This is a genomic window from Streptosporangium sp. NPDC051023 (assembly GCF_040689595.1).
GTDB lineage: Bacteria > Actinomycetota > Actinomycetes > Streptosporangiales > Streptosporangiaceae > Streptosporangium.
Genome location: NZ_JBFBCE010000040.1, coordinates 52,873 through 70,735, shown reverse-complemented (window position 1 = coordinate 70,735; position 17,863 = coordinate 52,873). Strand labels below are relative to the sequence as shown.

The 17,863-nt window shown below is 69.2% G+C and carries 15 protein-coding genes; 1 reads left to right on the top strand and 14 read right to left on the bottom strand.

The annotated features are described in order from the left end of the window. Position 1 precedes the first annotated feature (1 nt). From AB0395_RS25680 to AB0395_RS25655, 6 genes are all read right to left on the bottom strand, one after another. A complete protein-coding gene (locus AB0395_RS25680; RefSeq protein ID WP_366284700.1) occupies positions 2-439 on the bottom strand; it encodes a hypothetical protein in 438 nt (145 codons plus the stop codon). 74 nt (positions 440-513) lie between these two features. Further along, entirely contained in the window at positions 514-660 is a 147-nt protein-coding gene (locus AB0395_RS25675; RefSeq protein WP_366284697.1) for a hypothetical protein, read from the bottom strand. A gap of 126 nt (positions 661-786) precedes the next feature. Next, positions 787-1,353, bottom strand: coding sequence for a radical SAM protein (locus AB0395_RS25670; RefSeq protein WP_366284695.1), 567 nt, complete (start codon positions 1,351-1,353; stop codon positions 787-789). Between the two features lie 228 nt (positions 1,354-1,581). Then, on the bottom strand, positions 1,582-1,926 hold the full coding sequence (locus tag AB0395_RS25665; protein ID WP_366284692.1) for a hypothetical protein: 345 nt from the start codon (positions 1,924-1,926) through the stop codon (positions 1,582-1,584). A gap of 142 nt (positions 1,927-2,068) precedes the next feature. After that, entirely contained in the window at positions 2,069-2,278 is a 210-nt protein-coding gene (locus AB0395_RS25660; protein ID WP_366284689.1) for a hypothetical protein, read from the bottom strand. Continuing rightward, complete coding sequence (locus tag AB0395_RS25655) at positions 2,262-2,561, bottom strand: hypothetical protein (RefSeq protein ID WP_366284687.1); 300 nt, start codon at positions 2,559-2,561, stop codon at positions 2,262-2,264. Before AB0395_RS25655 ends, AB0395_RS25660 begins: the two co-directional genes overlap by 17 nt. A gap of 241 nt (positions 2,562-2,802) precedes the next feature. On the opposite strand from AB0395_RS25655, the gene AB0395_RS25650 reads away from it, so the two are divergent. Then, positions 2,803-4,218 (top strand): hypothetical protein, encoded by a 1,416-nt coding sequence (locus AB0395_RS25650; protein ID WP_366284684.1) that lies wholly within the window; start codon positions 2,803-2,805, stop codon positions 4,216-4,218. Here the strand turns inward: AB0395_RS25650 and AB0395_RS25645 are convergent. The 8 genes from AB0395_RS25645 to AB0395_RS25610 form a co-directional block, all read right to left on the bottom strand. Continuing rightward, the gene (locus AB0395_RS25645; protein ID WP_366284683.1) at positions 4,215-5,228 is read right to left on the bottom strand and encodes an NAD-dependent epimerase/dehydratase family protein; all 1,014 of its coding nucleotides are present in this window, start codon (positions 5,226-5,228) and stop codon (positions 4,215-4,217) included. The genes AB0395_RS25650 and AB0395_RS25645 overlap by 4 nt on opposite strands. Positions 5,229-5,745: 517 nt before the next feature. Next, a complete protein-coding gene (locus tag AB0395_RS25640; protein WP_366284680.1) occupies positions 5,746-11,325 on the bottom strand; it encodes an amino acid adenylation domain-containing protein in 5,580 nt (1,859 codons plus the stop codon). Beyond that, positions 11,322-12,737 (bottom strand): 2-oxo acid dehydrogenase subunit E2, encoded by a 1,416-nt coding sequence (locus AB0395_RS25635; protein WP_366284677.1) that lies wholly within the window; start codon positions 12,735-12,737, stop codon positions 11,322-11,324. The genes AB0395_RS25640 and AB0395_RS25635 overlap by 4 nt, the downstream gene beginning before the upstream one ends. Then, a complete protein-coding gene (locus AB0395_RS25630; RefSeq protein WP_366284676.1) occupies positions 12,730-13,704 on the bottom strand; it encodes a transketolase C-terminal domain-containing protein in 975 nt (324 codons plus the stop codon). The genes AB0395_RS25635 and AB0395_RS25630 overlap by 8 nt, the downstream gene beginning before the upstream one ends. After that, positions 13,701-14,618, bottom strand: a complete 918-nt coding sequence (locus AB0395_RS25625) for a thiamine pyrophosphate-dependent dehydrogenase E1 component subunit alpha (protein ID WP_366284674.1) — start codon at positions 14,616-14,618, stop codon at positions 13,701-13,703. Before AB0395_RS25625 ends, AB0395_RS25630 begins: the two co-directional genes overlap by 4 nt. Next, positions 14,611-14,841, bottom strand: coding sequence for a phosphopantetheine-binding protein (locus AB0395_RS25620; protein WP_366284671.1), 231 nt, complete (start codon positions 14,839-14,841; stop codon positions 14,611-14,613). Before AB0395_RS25620 ends, AB0395_RS25625 begins: the two co-directional genes overlap by 8 nt. Beyond that, positions 14,820-16,058, bottom strand: a complete 1,239-nt coding sequence (locus AB0395_RS25615) for a condensation domain-containing protein (protein ID WP_366284668.1) — start codon at positions 16,056-16,058, stop codon at positions 14,820-14,822. The genes AB0395_RS25620 and AB0395_RS25615 overlap by 22 nt, the downstream gene beginning before the upstream one ends. Then, on the bottom strand, positions 16,055-17,503 hold the full coding sequence (locus AB0395_RS25610; protein ID WP_366284666.1) for an AMP-binding protein: 1,449 nt from the start codon (positions 17,501-17,503) through the stop codon (positions 16,055-16,057). The genes AB0395_RS25615 and AB0395_RS25610 overlap by 4 nt, the downstream gene beginning before the upstream one ends. Positions 17,504-17,863 lie beyond the last annotated feature (360 nt).

The window sequence follows — 17,863 nt, the reverse complement described above, 5'->3', positions numbered from 1 at the left end:
CTCATCCGATGGTGGCCGTCCACCGGCCGCGCCGTAAATGGATGACGCCGTCCGGGCTGATGCGCACATAGGCGCCGCGTACCGGCAACTCGCCATGCTGGAGCCAGTGATGCCGAACCTCGTCGAGTGTGTCCCACAGTCGGCGCGGGCCGCCCTGGTGGACGGTGGGCGGGGTGTCCGCCAGAGCGGTTGCTCTGGCCCATGACCCGTCGGTGTGGACCATCCGCGCCGTACGGCGGCCGTCGGCCGTCTCCTCGTAGTGGTGCTCGATACCGGGGCAGACCACCTCCAGCATGGAGGGCAGATCCCAGTTGTAGGCGACGTTCAGCACGGGGTACCGGCCCCGGGTGACCTCGTCGCCCTCGACATCCCAAACCGTGTCGAACAGGCCTCGCACCCCGGGTGGGTAGTCTCCGACGGAACGGGTCGGCATGAACATGGCCCGATCCCACTCGATACGCCCTTCGGCGCCGCCATCGCTGCTTTTTGCCCGCGGTGACGATCAACGACGTGTTAGCGATGACCGCGGCGAGCCGCCCGCCAGGGCGTAGCGCCGCCCTTGCCCGCCCGAGGAGCGGGAATCATGTCGAGGAACTGACTCCACGTGACGTCGGCCAGGAGGTCAGCCAGCGGCGAGGCCAGCACACTACCGGCGCTCATGCTTCGCGACATGGGGCATGGGGCATGGGGTGAGGCTGCCATCCGGCAGCACCGCGGCCGCCCCCGGCCACACGCACCGCACAGCTCAGCAGGGTCCGGGGCGCCGCGGGACGGGCGGCCCAGCAGTCATAGCCGGTCGACGCCGATCTGCGTCACGCCCAGCTGCTTGAGCAACTCCCGGCCCTGGTCGAGACGCTGACCGTCCAGCACACGCACCATGCCGACCCGCAGCGGGATCCCCTGCTCCAGCGCCGCGATGATGTTGTTCTGGGTGCGGGGCAGGGTGTTGCGTCCGGTGATCAGCATGTGCTCACAGGCATCGTCGGTGTAGAAGCTCGTGGCGAGGCGGACGCCGGGCTGGGAGAACGTCTCCCACAGCGAGCCCGGTACATATAAGAGGTTGGAGTACACCTCGACCTCGACTCCGGCGGCCAGGGCGTGGCCGATCAGGTCCGGTAGCGCCTTGTAGAGGATCGGCTCGCCGCCTATGAACTGCACACGCGAGGTGCCGAGCGCTGCGGCCTGGTCGATCACCCTCTTCCAGTCGGGGACGGTCATGGTCCCGTCCGTTCCAACCGGCGAGCTGGATGCGTAACAGTGGACGCATTCAAGCTGGCACTTACCGGTCAGCTCCAGCCACAGGAACCGCAAGACGGTGCTGGTGAGTGGAGTCTCATGCTGTAGAGCAGTCATCGGTGTCCCCTTCGCAGAGCAGGTCATGGAAACGGTGTGATCACCGTCCCTTGATGGAGGGGTGATGGAGGGGTGCGGTGCAGGCCGACCGAGTGCCACCCCAGGCTGGCCCGCACCGCGGATTCCGTGCGTCTCCGGAAAAGGAGAAGCACGGGGTGGCGCGGCAGCCCGTAGGGTTCCTCGGCTCCCCACGGAGCCGCCCCCTCGGACAGGGCTGCCGCGCCGGTCTCAGAGCGCGGACTCCGGCGCCGGATCGGCCGGGTCGGCGGCAAGCTCGGTGAGGCGTTCGGCGATACGGCGTGCGGCGTCGCCCGCCTCGGAGACGGAGGCCTGTTCGGCGCGCTCACCGGTGACGTTCCAGAAGAACGTCCGCTCATGGTGGTCGGTCCAGATGGTGACGTCAGCCTGCACGACGGTCAACCGCGGGGCACCCTCGTCATAGCCGAGCGTGGTGAAGACGTCATGGTTGAGGAGAAGCTGCTGCAAGCGGCGCAGCGCCGTGGCCGCGGGGTCGTAGGCGGCGGCGGTGGCCTTGCGTATGGCGGTGGTCGCGGGCGTGCCGGGTGGGAACACGGTGGGCTCCTTCGCGGTGGAGTGTGGCGGCCCTGGGATCGTTCGGCCCCGACCTGTAGCGAGGTCTCCGGCCGTTGGGGAATGATCCCGGGGCCGCCTGGGAGGTGGCATGGTCCCGGTGACCTTTACGGGGGCTGCGGGGTCACCGCGGGGGCGGGACCTGCCACATGTTCATCACGGGGTTGAGGGCCTCCATCGAGCTCAGCGGCCGGGTAGGGGAGGTGGTCACGATCGTGTGGTCGCCGTGCCGGGATGCGGAGAAGCGCCGCCCGTACAGCAGCCACATCACCCCGGCCAGGCGTTGAGGTCGCTCGGCGGGGACGTCGGCGGGCAGGTCATCGGGGAAGCGCACACCGATCTCCTTCCTGCGGGAGGCGTTGGGCGGCGAGCCGTACGGCGGCCAGGGCGGGTGTACGGTAAACCGCCCACCGAGGCCTGCCATGACGGCCCGGCCGCGGGGCGGGCCACCAGATGTGCTCTCCGTCCGTCACCGCCACCAGACCAGGCCCGACCGGCACCGCGACGCGGCCGGACTCGAACAGCAGCGCGTCCATTTGCACGTCGTGACTGTAAAGCGCGACCTGAAGGCGTAATGCAAGGCCGAAAGCCCGGTCGATCTGGGAAGTGTCGATCATCAGGGAAGACCTCGGACGGTCGAAGACGGGACTTAACCGATCATCAATAGTGGCTATGTGTCATGTCTATGTCGCGTAGTGTGACATCTGTCGGTGTTCGAGGTCCGAACCGGACATGCTTCGGACCTCGCAATGACATGTCGACATCCACGAGTGACATCTACTGCGAAGCGCTTCCGCGCCTTGAAGACAGCGGCTTACTCTGCCAGCGACCCCCGCCCGCACGAGGAGGCTCAACCCCGTGCACCATGTGAAGGAAACGCTCCTGAAGCAGATCGTGCGCGCTCGTGGCCTGCTTCCCTTCCGCGATTTCATCGCCGTCTACAGTCGATCCGCCGTTGGCCTCGGCCTGCGCGGGATGACCCTGGATGAGCGCCAATACCGGCGCTGGCTGGCCGGTCAGGTCAAAGGGGTACCGTCCCGGGATGCCTGTCTTGTGCTGGAGGACATGTTCGAGCGGCCGATCGAGGAGCTGTTCGCGCAGGTCCCCGCTCTGGTGACTGATGCCCCATCAGGTGAGGTGATCGACTTGTCACTCACCCCCAGCGTCGTATGGACGACGCCCGACCTACCCGCCACCGGTGCAGGCCTGGGGCCTGCACCCTCCCTGCATGAGTTGATGATGGCTGCTGCCGAAGATTCCAGACGCTCCGCCCGAGCGGCGGACGCCGCGATCGGACGCTCGACCCTCGAAGCACTGCAAGACGATGTGGTCCGCGCGGCCCGCACATTCCACAACCGCCCACCTGCCGTGATGTTCCCGGAAATCAAAGGCTTGCGCGACAAGGTGGAATACCAGCTCGAACAGACTCGGCAGGCCGGGCAGATCACCGACCTGACCTACCTCAACGGTCTGCTGTGCCTGCTGTTGGCGGAGATCTGCATGGACCTGGGCGAGCACGAGTTCGCTCGGGATCATGCCCGTGCCGCCTGGTCTCATGCCAGCAGCATCGGCCACACCAGCCTGGCCGTGTGGGCGCGCGGTGTGCAGGCGACCGCCTCCTACTGGAACGACTCCCCGCGAGAAGCGCTCATCGCGGTCAATCGCGGCCGGGAACACAACCCCACCGGCCTGACCGCCGCCAGACTACACAGCATCACCGCCCGTGCCTGGTCGTACCTGGGCAACACCGACGAGACACTCCGGGCGGTGCGTGCCGCTCAGGAGGCGCGCACGAGCGGCTCAGCTTTCTCGGATGACTTGGCCGTCGTCGGCGGTCTGTTCGATTGGGGACAGGCCCGAGAGGAGCGCTGCGCCTCCACCGCTTTCCTGGAGTTGTCGCAGCGCCGCCAGGAAGACCTGGCCCCTGCAACGCTACGGCACTTCGTGGACCTGGTGCTGGAGCACGCCGAGCGGGCAATGCAACTGGAACTCGCCACCCCGGTTGACAAACGCTCCCCCATCTTGTGGGCGACCATCCTGCTGGACATGGCCGCCGCACGGGTACTGCTCGGCGACGTGAGCGGCGCCCGCGAAACGGTCCAACCAGTACTGGACCTGGCGCCGGACCTGCGCACGTTCTCGGTGCGCTACCGGCTGCGCTCCCTGCGGGCACCGCTCGGCCGACTCGGCACGCGGGCAGCTCAAGATCTCATTGAGGCGGTCACCGTGTTCGGTGATGCCTCGACTGCCAAGTACCTGCCGTCCCTCTCCTAGATCTCGGCAGCCATCCGCGCGTCCCAGGCGGCGAGAATCCGCTTTTCCCGTTCCGCGGAGATGCCCAGCTCCGCGAAACGCTCGGAGGACACCGTGACACCGGTCTGGAGCCATCGCCAGGTGTCGGCGACGGTTTCCTCAAGCGGCCGACACGTCAGGCCAGTGGCATGCGCGCGGGAGGCGTCCACCTGCCAGGTGCCTTCGTGGCCACGCCAGATCGGCAACTCCGTCCACTCGCGGACACCGTGTTGGCGCAGGAAGACGTGGTCCACCCACACCAGTTCGGCGGTGCTGCCGGTCGCCTTCCGGCACGCGGCAAGGAGCTCTCCGAACGTGGAGTGTCCGATCGGCGCGGCCACGTTGTAAGAACCGACCAGGTGTCGTTCAGCGCAGTCCAACGAGAAGGAGGCCGCATCCCGCACGTCGATCGGCTGGATCTTCCAGGTGGCCGCCCCCGGCGCCAACACGCGGCCCCCGTTGTGGATGCGCGACAGCCACCACGGCAGACGGCCCACATACTCATGGGGACCGAGGATGACGCTCGGCCTCAGGATCGTCGCGCACTCACCGAAGACGGAGACGACAGCCCGCTCACAGCCCACTTTCTGCCGACCGTACGCGTCGGGCCCACTTTCGCCCTCCGGCCCTTCGGGGGTGTACTCCCGCAACGGGGAGGCATCGGTCAGCGGGGCCGTGGGCCATCCTCGGTAGACGTTCACCGTGGAGATGAACACGTACCAGCTGGCAACGTCGGCCAGGGCGCGGGTGGTGTCCTCCACCATGGCGACGGTCATACCACTGGGATCGATCACCGCGTCCCACGGCCCCGAGTCAGCGAGCGCCGCCAGATCCTGTTCGCTGGTGCGGTCTCCGCAGATCGTGGTGACGCCGGGCACGTCGTCGCCGGACCGGCCACGATTGAACGTCGTCACGTCGTGGCCGCGCTGCAGGGCCTGTTCGGCGACGACACGGCCCAGGAACCTCGTCCCGCCAAGGATGAGAAGTCGCATGGTCCCGATCCTGACTCACCGGCAAGCTTGAAGACGAGCCTTTGAACGCCGATGCTCCCTCCTCTTTCGGCGGAGTGGAGTTCCCGGTCCGGAGGAGAGCAACGAATGGTGAACTCGGAATCGGTTACATAACTGAAGAGGTGCCGGAACCGGATACTGCTGGGCGCAGCGGGGAGCATGAGGGGCGGCGCCTCTCGCCTGGGGGGCGAAGCCCCCTGGGAAAACTGTCCGACGATCCCGAATCGCGCGGAGCGTGTCGAAGGAGAGGACCTTTCCGGGCCGTGAGAGACGGGCGCGGCGGGGCGGGAGATCCCGGCAAGGGGGTCCGGGGACTCACTCGCCCCGCCGTGCCTGTCTTTGTCCCGGCGGGTGGGGAGAGGACCACCGCGGCTACCCCATGCCGCGTTGTCCTCTCCGCCTGCCGGAACGTTCCCCGCCGGGCGTACGGCGGGGAACCCCCGCCGGGGTCAACCTGACGGGAGGTACTCCGTCAGGGACCGTCGGCGGGGAGTCCGGTTCACACCTCGGCGGTCTCCTTCCTGATGGGAACCACCTCCGCGAGGGACTCCTGGCGCTTCTGCAGGGTCTGGAAGCCGACCAGGTCGTCGGGAAGCGCGTCCGGCACCTCCTCATCGAACCTCGACAGGGTCCTGGTCCGCATCCCGACCAGCGCGATGGCGGCGATGGCGAACGCGAACAGGACGTACATCAGGCCGACGCCCCGCCCTGGGCCGGTGCCGATCACGGCGCCGATGGTGTCGGCCAGCGCGCCGCCGGGCATCATCAGCGGGTCGAAGATCGCGCTGCCGTACGGCGCGACCAGGCCGAAGCCGATGGGCAGCGTGGACCAGGCGATGAGGGTGTTGAGTGCGATGACCCGGCCGTGGAAGCGCTGCGGCACCTTGACCTGGATGATCGTGGCGTAGACGCCGTTGAGCATGGTCAGCCAGAACGACATCCCGAAGACGCCGATCGAGATCACGACGAGGTTCTGCTGGAACCCGGTGACCAGGCAGAAGACCGACAGCACGACGGTGGAGAGCATGACGCCGCGCAGCCTCTGGCGCCGGGGGCCACCCCAGATGGTCATGGCCATTCCGGCGAGGAAGACGCCCAGGCCGCCGAAGAAGGAGACCCGGCCGACGTCGTCGAGGGTGGCGAAGCCGAGGACCAGCGGGGAGATGAGCAGGAACAGCGGGGACAGGAAGATGTTGAGGAAGGCGAAGAAGAAGAGCATCGAGCGGAAGCCTCTGACACCCCAGGAGAACTTCCAGCCCTCGACCATCTCGGCGACCAGCGTCTCCCTGCGCTTCCAGGCCATGGTCCTGGGAAAGCGGACGAAGAGCAGGACCACGATGGCGAACAGGTAGGAGCCGACGTCCAGGGCGAGGATGCCCTCCAGGCCGATCAGCGCCATCAGGCCGACGGCGACCAGCGGAACGATCAGCTGGGCGGTACCGGTGATCATCTGCACGACGCCGTTGGCGTGGCCGAGGAAGCGCTTGGGGACCAGCTGCGGGATCGCCGAGTTGTAGGCGAGGCGCTGGAAGGTGAGCGCCACCGAAAGCAGCACGATGAGCGGGTAGATCTGCCAGACCTCGAGGTTGCCGGTCCACAGCAGCACGCCCAGGATGAGCTGGGTGCCGAACGCCCCGGCGTCTCCGGCGAGCATGATCTTGCGCCGGTCGTAGCGGTCGACGATGGTGCCCGCGATCGGGGCGACCAGCATGCCGGGGACGAGCGCCAGGACGGAGAACAGCGCGAACCTGGCGAGCGAGCCGGTGTGGACGTAGATCCACAGCGGGATGGCGAACTCGGTCAGGGACGATCCGATGATCGAGATGAGCTGGCCCGCCGCCACGGTGGCGAACCGCTTCATGCTCGGCTGGGGCCCCGGCCGCACCACGCCGGGTGGAGCGCCGCCCGTTCCCGGCGGGGCACCGGGCGCCGGCGTCGTGATCCCCGGCGGCCCAACCGCCGTGAGCCCCTCCGGGGTTTCCGGTACGGCATCCGCCAGGTCGGACGGTTCGGACGTGGTGAGCGCCGACGCGCTCCCCTCCTGACCCGGCGCGCCCGTCTCGGGGGAGGCGGACGACGGGACGGGCTCTGGCGTGTCCTGCTGGGAGACGCCTTCGAGCCACCAGGTCGACCGCGCCGTACGGCCCAGCTTCGCGGTCTCGCCGGAGGCGATGGCCCTGTGGGTGCCAGTGAGGATGGTCGACAGCTCCTCGGCGCGGTACTTCAGGAAGAAGTGCCCGGCCTCGTCGAGCACGACCACGGCGGTCGAGCCGGTCAGCAGGTGCCACTCGCGAAAGCGCTCCTGGTAGAACTCGGTCGCCGGGTCGCGGTCGCCCGCGACGGAGATGATCGGCGCCCTGAGCGGCTCGACGCCCTCCTCGAACAGGCGGGTGAAGTAGCGCTCCGCCTCCCTGGTGCCCTTGCGCCGGTTGTCGATGACCAGCTTGAGCTCCTCGCGGCCGAGGTCCTCGACGTCGAGACCGGCCGCCTGCAGGGCGTTCGCCCAGACCTGGTCGCTGCGCAGCTTGTCGGTCAGGTTCGCCAGCCACGCCAGTGCCGACTGTGGCCTGGCGAAGGGGAAGACACCACCGAGGTAGATGGCGTCGACCTGGCGGCCGACCGCCTCAAGACGTCGGGCGATCTCCACGGTCAGCATGACGCCGAGCCCACAGTGACCGTAGAGCGCCAGCGGCCCCTTGATCCCCTTGAGGATCTCCTCGACGCAGCCCTGCGCGACCTCGGCCACCGGGCGGGTCTCCTCGATCAGGCCCATCTCCTGGCCGGGCACCGCGACCGCGTGCAAGGCCCACTTCTTGGGCATCGCGTCGGCCAGCGGCTGGTAGATGGCCGCGCTGCCGCCGCCGTACGGCACGCAGACGAGGGTCGAGGTGGTGGTCCGGGTGGGGGTGAGGCGGTGCAGGAGCATGCGCGGGCCGCTGTCGCCCGCCTCGACGACCTGGGCCAGCTCGCGCACCGTCCTGTGCTTGAACAGGTCCAGGATGCTGACCTGGCGCCCGCCCGCGGGGAGAGCCTTCCGCAGGCGGGCCACCACCTGCGCGGCGAGCAGCGAATGTCCGCCCAGGTCGAAGAAGTCGTCCAGCACGCCGACCTGGACCAGCCCGAGCACCGCGGCCCACACCGTCGCGATCGCCTCTTCGATAGGCGTCTCCGGCGGGACGAACCCGGCCTCCTGGTCGGGGCGCTCCTCGTCGGGCTCGGGCAGCCTGGCCCGGTCGACCTTGCCGTGCGACTTCAGGGGCAGCTCGTCAAGCCAGACGAACCGCGCCGGGATCATGTACTCGGGAAGGCGTTCGGCCAGCGTCGCGCGCAGCTCGCTGACTTTGGTCTTCTCTCCGACAAGATAACCGATGAGCCGGTCGCCGCGTAGTTCGACGACGGCGTGCGCGATGCCCGGCTGGTCGGTGAGGACGGACTCGATCTCCGACAGTTCGACCCGGTAGCCGCGGACCTTGACCTGCAGGTCGCGGCGGCCGAGGAAGCACAGGTCTCCCGAGGGGAGCCAGCGGCCGAGGTCTCCGGTCTTGTACATGCGGGCGCCGGGCTCGCCGTACGGGTCGGGCAGGAACCTGTCGGCGGTCAGGCCGGGCTGGCCGAGGTAACCGCGGGCGAGCCGGTCGCCGCCCAGGTAGATCTCGCCGGTCATGCCGGGCGGGACGAGCCGCAGGTGCTCATCGAGCACGTAGATCCTGGCGCCGGGCAGCGGGCTGCCGATCGGCAGGTTCAGCGCCCGCTCGGCCTCGCCGGTGACGGCATGGGTCGAGATGCCGACGGTGGCCTCCGTCGGACCGTAGTGGTTGACGACCGTGGTGTGCTCGGTCAGCTCCCGGGCCCAGCTCCACTTGGAGGCCTCGCCGCCGAGGATGAGCAGCTTGCGCGGCAGCAGCTCGGCGGGGGTCGCGATGTCGGGGTCGGCGAGCAGCGACGCGAGGTGGGAGGGGGTCATCTTGATGTAGTCGGTGCGGCCGAGCTGCTCGGCGAGCTCCTCGACCGGGGACTGCGGGTCGAGGAGGTGCAGCTCACCGCCGGTCATGAGCGACAGGTAGAAGATCGTCACGCCGAAGTCGAACGAGAGCGACTGCAGCAGCGTGTAGACCCCGGCGGGCTCGACCGCGAAGCGCTCCCTGACCCCGGCCAGGTAGTTCAGCACCTGCCGGTGCTGAACCCCGACGCCCTTGGGGCGCCCGGTCGTTCCGGAGGTGTAGATCACGTAGGCCAGGTTGTCCGCGGTGACGCCGGGGTCGTCGAACGCGGTCTCCTCCAGCGGCTCGGTGTCCAGGCAGACGACCGGGGGGCCGGAGACCAGCCCGCTCAGGGCGGAGGTGGTGACGACCGCGGCGGCTCCTGAGTCGCCGAGCATGTGGGCCAGACGGTCGCGGGGCTGTTTGGGGTCGAGCGGCACGTAGGCGCCACCGGACTTCAGCACTCCCAGCAGGGCCGCCGCCACGTCGACCGACTGGTCGAGCAGGACACCGACCCGGCTGTCGGGACCGATGCCGTGCCTGTTGCGGAGAAGCGCGGCGATCCGGTCGGAGCGGTGGTCGAGCTCGGCGTAGGTGGAGGCGTCGTCCTCGTGGACCACGGCCCTGGCATCGGGGGTCAGCGTTGCCTGGGCGGTGACGAGCTCGTGGAGCAGGTCGTGGCCGACGGGGACGGGGACGGTACTGGAGCCGAAGCCCAGGACCAGCTCCCGCTCCTCCTCCGACAGCAGGGACAGCTCCCCGACGCGCGTCTCGGGGGCGGCGACGATCGACCGCAGCAGCGTCTCGAACCGGGCGCCGAGCAGCTCGACGGTCTCCGGGTCGAACAGCGCGGTGTTGTAGGTGAAGTTGCCGACCAGGCCGTCCGGGCTCTCGAACAGGTACAGGGCCAGGTCGTAGCGGGTGGTCCTGACCGGCAGGCTGACGTAGGAGACGCGCCCGTCCTCCGCGCCCGCCTTGTAGTTCTGCAGCGCGAACGTGACCTGCACCAGGGGGGACCTGCTGACGTCACGGACGACGTTCAGCTCGTTGACGAGCTGGTCGAACGGAAGTTCCTGGTGGGCGAACGCGTCCAGCGCGGTCTCACGCGTGCGTGCCAGGAACGCGCTGAACGCCGGGTCGTCGGCCAGGTCCGCGCGGAGCACCAGCGTGTTGACGAACATGCCGACGACGCCGTCCAGCTCGGGCAGCCCCCGTCCCGCGACCGGGGAGCCGACCGCGAAGTCCGACTGTCCCGAGTAACGGGCCAGCAGGACCTGGAAGGCCGCCATCAGGGTCATGTACGGCGTCGCCCCCGAGGCCTTGGCCAGCTCGGTGAGCCGCCGGGTGAGGTCGGCGTCGATCCCGAAGTCGAGGGAGGCCCCCTCGTAGCCCTGCTCGGCGGGGCGCGGCCTGTCGGTCGGCAGCTCGATCGCCGGGAGCCCGGCGAGCTTGTCGCGCCAGTGGTCGACCTCGCGACGGTGGTCGCGTCCCCGCTGCCAGATGGCGTAGTCGCCGTAGCCGACCTGGACGGGTTTTGGCGTCTCGCCGTCGTGCAGGGCGAGCAGCTCGCGGATGACGAGGTCGATGGACCAGCCGTCGACGACGGTGTGGTGCGCGGCGAGCAGGAGCACGTGGTCGGCGGGGGCGAGCCTGACCAGGACGGTCCTGAACAGCGGGCCGTGCTCCAGATCGAACGGCGCGGCGATCTCCTCGTCGATCAGCTCGACGGCGGCGTCCAGGCTCTCCGCCTCGGTCACCCGCAGCTCGGCGGGGCGGGGCTCGTCGACGACCAGCTCTGGGGTGCCGTCCTCGGTGGTGAGGAAGCGCATCCGCAGGGCCTCGTGGCGGGTGACGATCTCGTCGAGGGCCCGGCGCAGCGCGCCGGTGTCCAGCTCGCCGTACAGGCGCACCGCGACGGGGACCGTGTAGGTGGTGGTGCCGGGGCGGTACTGCTCCAGGAACCACAGGCGTTCCTGGGCGTGGGACAGGGGCGGGGTGATCGCTGGGTCGCGGGCCGTGATGGTCCGGGACTCCTCCCGGCGCCGGAGCCGCTGGGCGAGTAAGGCCCGCTTGGCGTCCGACAGCGTTGTCTCGGTCATGGCAGCTCCATCCGGAGGGCGGCGAGGAAGAGCGCGGCGTCCCGGCCGTTGATCAGTCGGTGGTCGTACGCGAGGCCGATGTTGGCGATGGTTCTCGTCGTCACGGCACCGTCCTCACCGAGGACGAGCTCCCGCTGCGGCGAGGTGATCGCGAGCGCGCAGACCGTCCCGGGGAAGATGAAGGGGATCGCGAGGACGACGTCGGCGTCGGTGTGCAGGGTGACGGCGATGTTGGCGCCGGTGAGGTCCTTCTCCCTGAAGTCGCCCTCGGCCGCGGACAGGCGATACCGCATGAGCGTGTCGGCGATCTCCCGCAGCGACCCGGTCTCGCGGACGACGGGGACGTAGAGGCCCTGGCCCATGTCGAAGGTGACGCCGACGCGCGGAGCGTCGGACAACGTGGCGCTCCCCCCGTCGACGGAGGCGAAGAACAGCGGGAACGCCGGGTGCAGCGCGGCCACGGCCTGGACGAACAGCTCGGCGAGCCCGACCGGCCTGCGGACCTCCCTGCTCAGCCCCGTGGTTCGCTCCAGCGACGGGCCGACGTCGAACTTCACCACGGTGTAGGCGGCGGGGATCGTGCGATGCGAGGTCGTGACGGCTCTGGCGACGGCCCGCTGGACCCGGGACAGCGCGTGCGTGGCCGCCGTTTCGCCCGCATCCCCGGTGCCGCCCGTGTCGTCCGCACTGCCATCCGCACTGCCATCCGCACTGCCATCCACACTGCCATCCACGCTGGCGTCCACACCGTCGCCCGCCGTACGGGCCGTGGTGTCCGCGCCGCTCGCGCCGCCCATGCCGCCCGCGCTGTCCGCCGCGCTCGCCGGTCCCGTCAGCCCCGCCAGGCGTTCGACGTCGGCGCGACGGATGACGCCCAGGCCGAGCGACGCGACCTGGGCCGAGGTGAGGCCGAGTTCCGCGATGAGGGCACGGGCCGGGTCGGTGATGACGGGATCCCGTGTCGGGAGGCCGCCGCCTTGGGCACTCTCCCTGGGGAGCGTGGCCGAGCCTGCGCCGTCCGGGGCTCCGTCCGAGGCTGCCTCCGGCGGCGTGGAGCCGGTCACGCCACCGGGAACGGTCGCGCCGCCATCGGAAACGAACATGTCACCGGGAACGAACACGTCACCGGGAACGGCCACGGCGCCGGGAACGAACACGTCACCGGGCGAGGCCGAGGCGGGTTCCTGGGTGATCCGGGCGAGGACCGCGCCGGGGGCGATCCAGGTGTTGAGCGGCGCGACATGGTGCAGATAGCCGGACTCCTCGGCCTCCAGTTCGTCGGCCGCCTTCGAGGTCTCCAGGACGGCGACGGGCTCCCCTGCCCTGACGGGCTTGCCATCCTCGACGAGCCACTCCACGACGAGGTACTCGGTGTCGTTGTTGTTGAGCTTGGGGACGCGGATGTCAGCCACGCAGGGCCTCTCGTACGGCGTGGTGGATCGTGGACTCCCCTGCCAGGACCTCGCGCTCGAGGTGGGCCGCGGTGGGGATCACGCTGGCCCGTGAGTGGATGAGACGGACGGGACCGCGCAGACGGTCCCATACGCGGGAGTGCAGGAGGTGGGCGACCTCGCTGCCCCAGGTGCCGCCCGCCGTACTCTCCTCCGCGACCAGGACGACCTCGCCGAGGTACGGCAGCAGCGCGTCGACGTCCAGCGGGTAGAGCCTGGAGGGGACGAGCAACCGGCAGGAGATCTCCTGTTCGAGCAGCAGGGACCGCATCGCGGCCAGCGTCCTGTGCGCCATCCCGCCAGGCGCGACGATCACGCAGTCGGGCCTGTCCTCGACGTCGAGGATCGCCAGCTCGCCGTCGTGACGCACCCGGAACATCGGGTCCACCTGGTTCATCTGCCGCGTGTAGAGGACCTTGTCCTCGAAGAACAGGCAGGGCTCGCCCCGTTGCAGCATCGCCGTGAACACCGCACGGTTGTCATGGAAGGGCGACATCTCATACAGCGCCAGGCCCGGCATGCCGATGAAGTGCTTCTGCATGCTCTGGCTGTGCGTCGGACCGTAGCCCCTGCCGCCACCGGTCGGGCAGCGCACCACCATCCGCAGCGGCAGGCGGCTGCCGTACATGGAGACCGACTTGCTGGCGAAGTTGCAGATCTGGTCGAAGGCGAGCGCGACGAAGTCGCCGAACATGATCTCGGCGACGGCCGTGTTGCCGGTCAGCGCGAGGCCCGCCGCGACGCCGGTCAGGGCGCCCTCGCTGATCGGGGTGCCGATCACGCGCCCGGGGAACCGCATCGACAGGCCCTTAGTGATCTTGAAGGCTCCGCCGTAGGGGTCGAGGACGTCCTCGCCGATCACGTAGGCGGTCGGGTCGTCGTCCAGCAGCCTGTGCAGGGCCGCGTTGAGGTTCTCCGCGACTCTCACAACTCCTCCCAGCGGGAGGGCGGACGGGCGGCGACCTCGTCGGCGATGGCCTGGACCTCGGCCCTGACCAGCCCGTCGAACCGGTGGAACTGGTCGGGGTGGTCGCCCGCGTACCGGTCGTACCAGTCGTTGTCCCTGGCGGCCTGGACGGCCTCCGCCGGACGGATGTCGTCGCCCTTGCTGTGCGGGCCGAGCCTGTGGGTCACGAACTCGACCACCAGGGGCCGCGCGGCCCGCACCTCGGCGACCAGTGGCTCGAGCGAGGTCCTGATCTCGTTGACGTCGGTCGAGACGACCAGGTGGTGCCTGACGCCGAAGGCCGCGGCCCTGCCCGCGACGCTGCCCGCCATCTGGGAGGTCGTCGGGGTCGACTGGGCGATGCCGTTGTTCTCGACGACGACCAGCAGCGGGAGCCGCCAGAGCGCGGCCAGGTTCAGCGCCTCGTAGACCGCGCCCTCACCCCAGGTGCCGTCGCCGATGTAGACGCAGGCCAGCGCGCCCGGCTCGGCCCGCTTGAGGTGGAGGGCGACGCCTGCGGCCACGGGCATGCTCTCGCCCTGCACCCCGGTCGACATGTACCGGTCGCGGTGGATGTGCTGACTGCCGCCGACGCCCCCGCAGACCGCCCCCTCCCTGCCCATGATCTCGGCGAGCAGGCCGTGCGGGTCACGGAACCTGGACAGGTAGTGGCCGTGGCCCCTGTGGTTGCTGAAGACGTGGTCCCGCTCGTCGAGCAGCGGGCGCAGCGCGACGGGAACGTACTCCTGCCCGAGGCAGGTGTGCGTCGTGCCGTTCAGGTCGCCCCTGCCGTACAGCTCAAGGAGTTTCAGCTCAAAGTGCCTGACCAGCAGCAGCAGTTCCAGGTCGTCGTCGCCGAGGCGGGACAGACGGAGCCGGTCGAGAGTCTCAGTCATCTCCGAGGGACTCCATGATCCCGGCGATGGTCGGGTTGTCGAAGAAGGCGTCGAGCGAGACCTCGATGTCCAGCCGCTTGCGCATGCGGGCGATGATCTGGGTGATGGTCAGGGAATGACCACCCAGATCGAAGATGTCGTCGTGCTCGTCGATCGGCGAGATGCCAAGGACCTCTTCCCAGATCTCGCGTACCTGGTCGGTCAGGGTGGTGACGGAACCCATCTCTTCTCCAGAGTGTCGTTCAGTATCTTGTTGATCGGCTTTTCGGGGGCTTGCGTGGCGCGTTCCAGGAGGAGACGCAGGTCATCGGCCACTTTCTGGGCGTCCGAAACCACCTCGGAGTCGTAACGGAGGCTGACCACGAGCCCACCTGAGCCGTCGACGCACTGCAGGTGCAGCGCGCCTCGAACCGCGTGGTTGAAGACCGTCCACTCGACCGAGGCGTCGAGACCGGTGAACACCGGGTCGGCGTCACGGCGGGTGCGGTAGCTGACGGAGACGGGAACCAGCGCGGCGTGCGGCCGGATGCGGGGCATCGCGCGGGCCAGCGGCACCTGACGGAACCGGTAGACCTCGCGCAACCCGGCGCGCAGTGCGGTGGCGAAGGACAGGAAGCTCTCCTGGGAGGAGGGCTCCGAGGAGACCGGTAGCTCGTTGACGAACAGACCGACGTGATCCGCCGCCTCCGGGGTCCGGGTCGACAGGTCGACGGCCGTGGTCACCCGGTCGTTGCCGTACCCCTTGAGCAGGACGTGCAGGGCGGCCAGTAGCACCTCGAAACGGGTCAGGCCGGGGATCGAGGGGTCGGCGGTGAAGTGCAGCATCCTGCCCTCCCCCGCCCGCCGGGAGCGCAGCGCCCGTCCGAGCACCACGGTCTCGCCCGGCTCGCGCCAGCGGGGCTTCCAGAACTCCCTCGCGTCCTGGAGCAGGGCCGCGACCCGGTCGCGCTCCGCCCTGCCGTGATCGACGGTGGCCAGCGGAGGCAGCGGCTCGCCGTTGTGGAAGGCGGCGAGGTCGCGGACCAGGACGTCCTTCGACTGGCCGTCGAACACCAGATGGTGGGCGACGAAGACGAGCAGGTGGGTCGCGGGGCCGGTCTCGAACAGGGTGAACCTGGCCAGCGGCCCCGTCTCCAGGTCGAAGCCGCGCAGGATCTCCTCCCGCACGGCCGCTGCCACGACCTCCGCGCCGCCGAGCGCGGACGCCCGCCGTACGGGGACCTCCGCGCCGGGGACGAGCCGCAGCTCGCCGTCCACCTCGGCGACCACGCTGCCCAGCATCGGATGGCGCCCGACGACCGCCGCGCAGGCGGCGAGCAGCGCGCCGGCGTCCAGCTCTCCGCGCAGGTGGACCAGGAGCGGCATGTGGTAGGCGGTTCCCACCCCGACGAGCTGCTCGGTCACCCACATCCCCTGCTGGGTGAACGTGACCTCGCTCACGACGCCTTCTCCATGCTCTCGCGCAGGGCGCGCTTGTCGACCTTGCCGCCGTTGTTGCGCGGCAGTTCCTCGACGGTCGTCACGTGCGCGGGCAGCTCGTGGGAGACGAGCCTGTCCTTGAGGAAGATCCGCAGATCCTCCGGGGTGAGCGGGGTCCTGGTCACCATGGCGACGGCGACGACGGTGCCGAGCACGGGGTGCGGCACACCGAACGCGGCGGCCTCGATCACGGCGGGGTGCTGGTAGACCGCCTCCTCGACGTGGATCGTCGAGACCTTGTAGGCGCCGGACTTCACCACGTCGCCCTCCCGGTCGACGAGGTAGAGGTAGCCGTCGGCGTCGATGCGGCCGAGGTCGCCCATCCGCACCCAGCCGTCGCGGAAGGTACCGCTCTCCGGGTCTCCGTAGTAGGCGCGCGGCGCGGCGGGAGAGCGCATCCACACCTCACCGGTCTCCCCCGGTGGCAGCGGGTGCCCCTCCTCGGTCGCGATCCTGACTCTCCCTCCTGCGATCGCGCGGCCGACGCTGCCCGGACGGTCCGGGTCGAACATCATGACCGTCTGGGCGGGGGCTGCCTCGGTCGAGGTGTAGTAGTTGGTGATCGTCGCGTTGGGGAAGGCCACGGTGAGGGCCTTGGCCACGGCGGAGGGCAGGGGGGCCGCGGCCGAGCCGAGCAGCAGCACGCTGGACAGGTCGTTCCTGTCCCCCACTCCGGCGCTGAGCAACTCGATGGCCATCGCGGGGACGAGGAAGACCGTCCCGGCCTGGTAGGACTCGATCAGCGCGGCGAAGCGGCCCGGGGTGAAACGTGGCAGCGTCACCACGGCGGGGTGAGCATCGAGGGCGTTGATCAGCATGGCCTGACCCGCGTTCGTACCGATCGGGAACGCGTGGAGCAGGTACTTGGAGTGCGCGAAGGGACGCCGCTTCGCGCCACAGCCGTACGCCAGATTGGCATGGGTTGCGGAAACGCCCTTGGGACGCCCCGTCGTGCCGGAGGTGTAGAGGATCTGCGCGAGGTCTCCGGGGGCCGGATTGGCGATCTCATAGGACGTTTCGCCCTGCAAACCGGCCGGCGTCGCGGCCCAGCCGATCTCAGGCACGGCGAGCCCCTCCGCGTGGACGACCCCGCTCGCACGACAGTGATCGAGCATGAAGCGCAGGTCGGCGGGGGCGAGACGGTCGGAGAGCGGCACGGCGACCGCCCCGGCCGCGAGCACCCCGCAGAACGCCACCGCGTAGTCCGCCCAGTCCGCGTTCCCGAAGACGAGACCAACCCGGTCGCCTCTGGCGACACCACGGGCGACCAGGCCGTTCGCGAGCGCGGTCGCTCGTTCGTGCCACTGGAGATAGGTGAGCGGCGCCGATCCGTGCACGATCAGCGCGATCCCGTCGGGATCATTTGCGGCCCGGTCTCTGAGCAACTGGGGAACGGTCAGGTTCACCAAGTGAACCTCCCATAAAGATCGGATGTATATGAACTCGACGTGTACGGATGTCCGAGATCACTACAGGAAAGAATCTTTACTATTGTAAAACGAGCGCCAGTCTTACATGATCGCCACGGCCACGCAAGCCCCTTCGGGAAGGTTGGCCAAACACACGGGAACCCCGGCCACGCCGGGCCTTGCGAAGCGAGAGAAGAGGTGTAACACTAACCACCCAGAACTAACTGAAAGGTTTCTTTCCAGAAAGAAGCCCTTCCTCTTCTGTTCTCAACTCAGCAAATATGCGCGGAGCGGGCTTTCGCATACCCGTTTTTCAAACGCGATCGCGTGCATGTGAGCCCGCCGGCCGACAAAGGA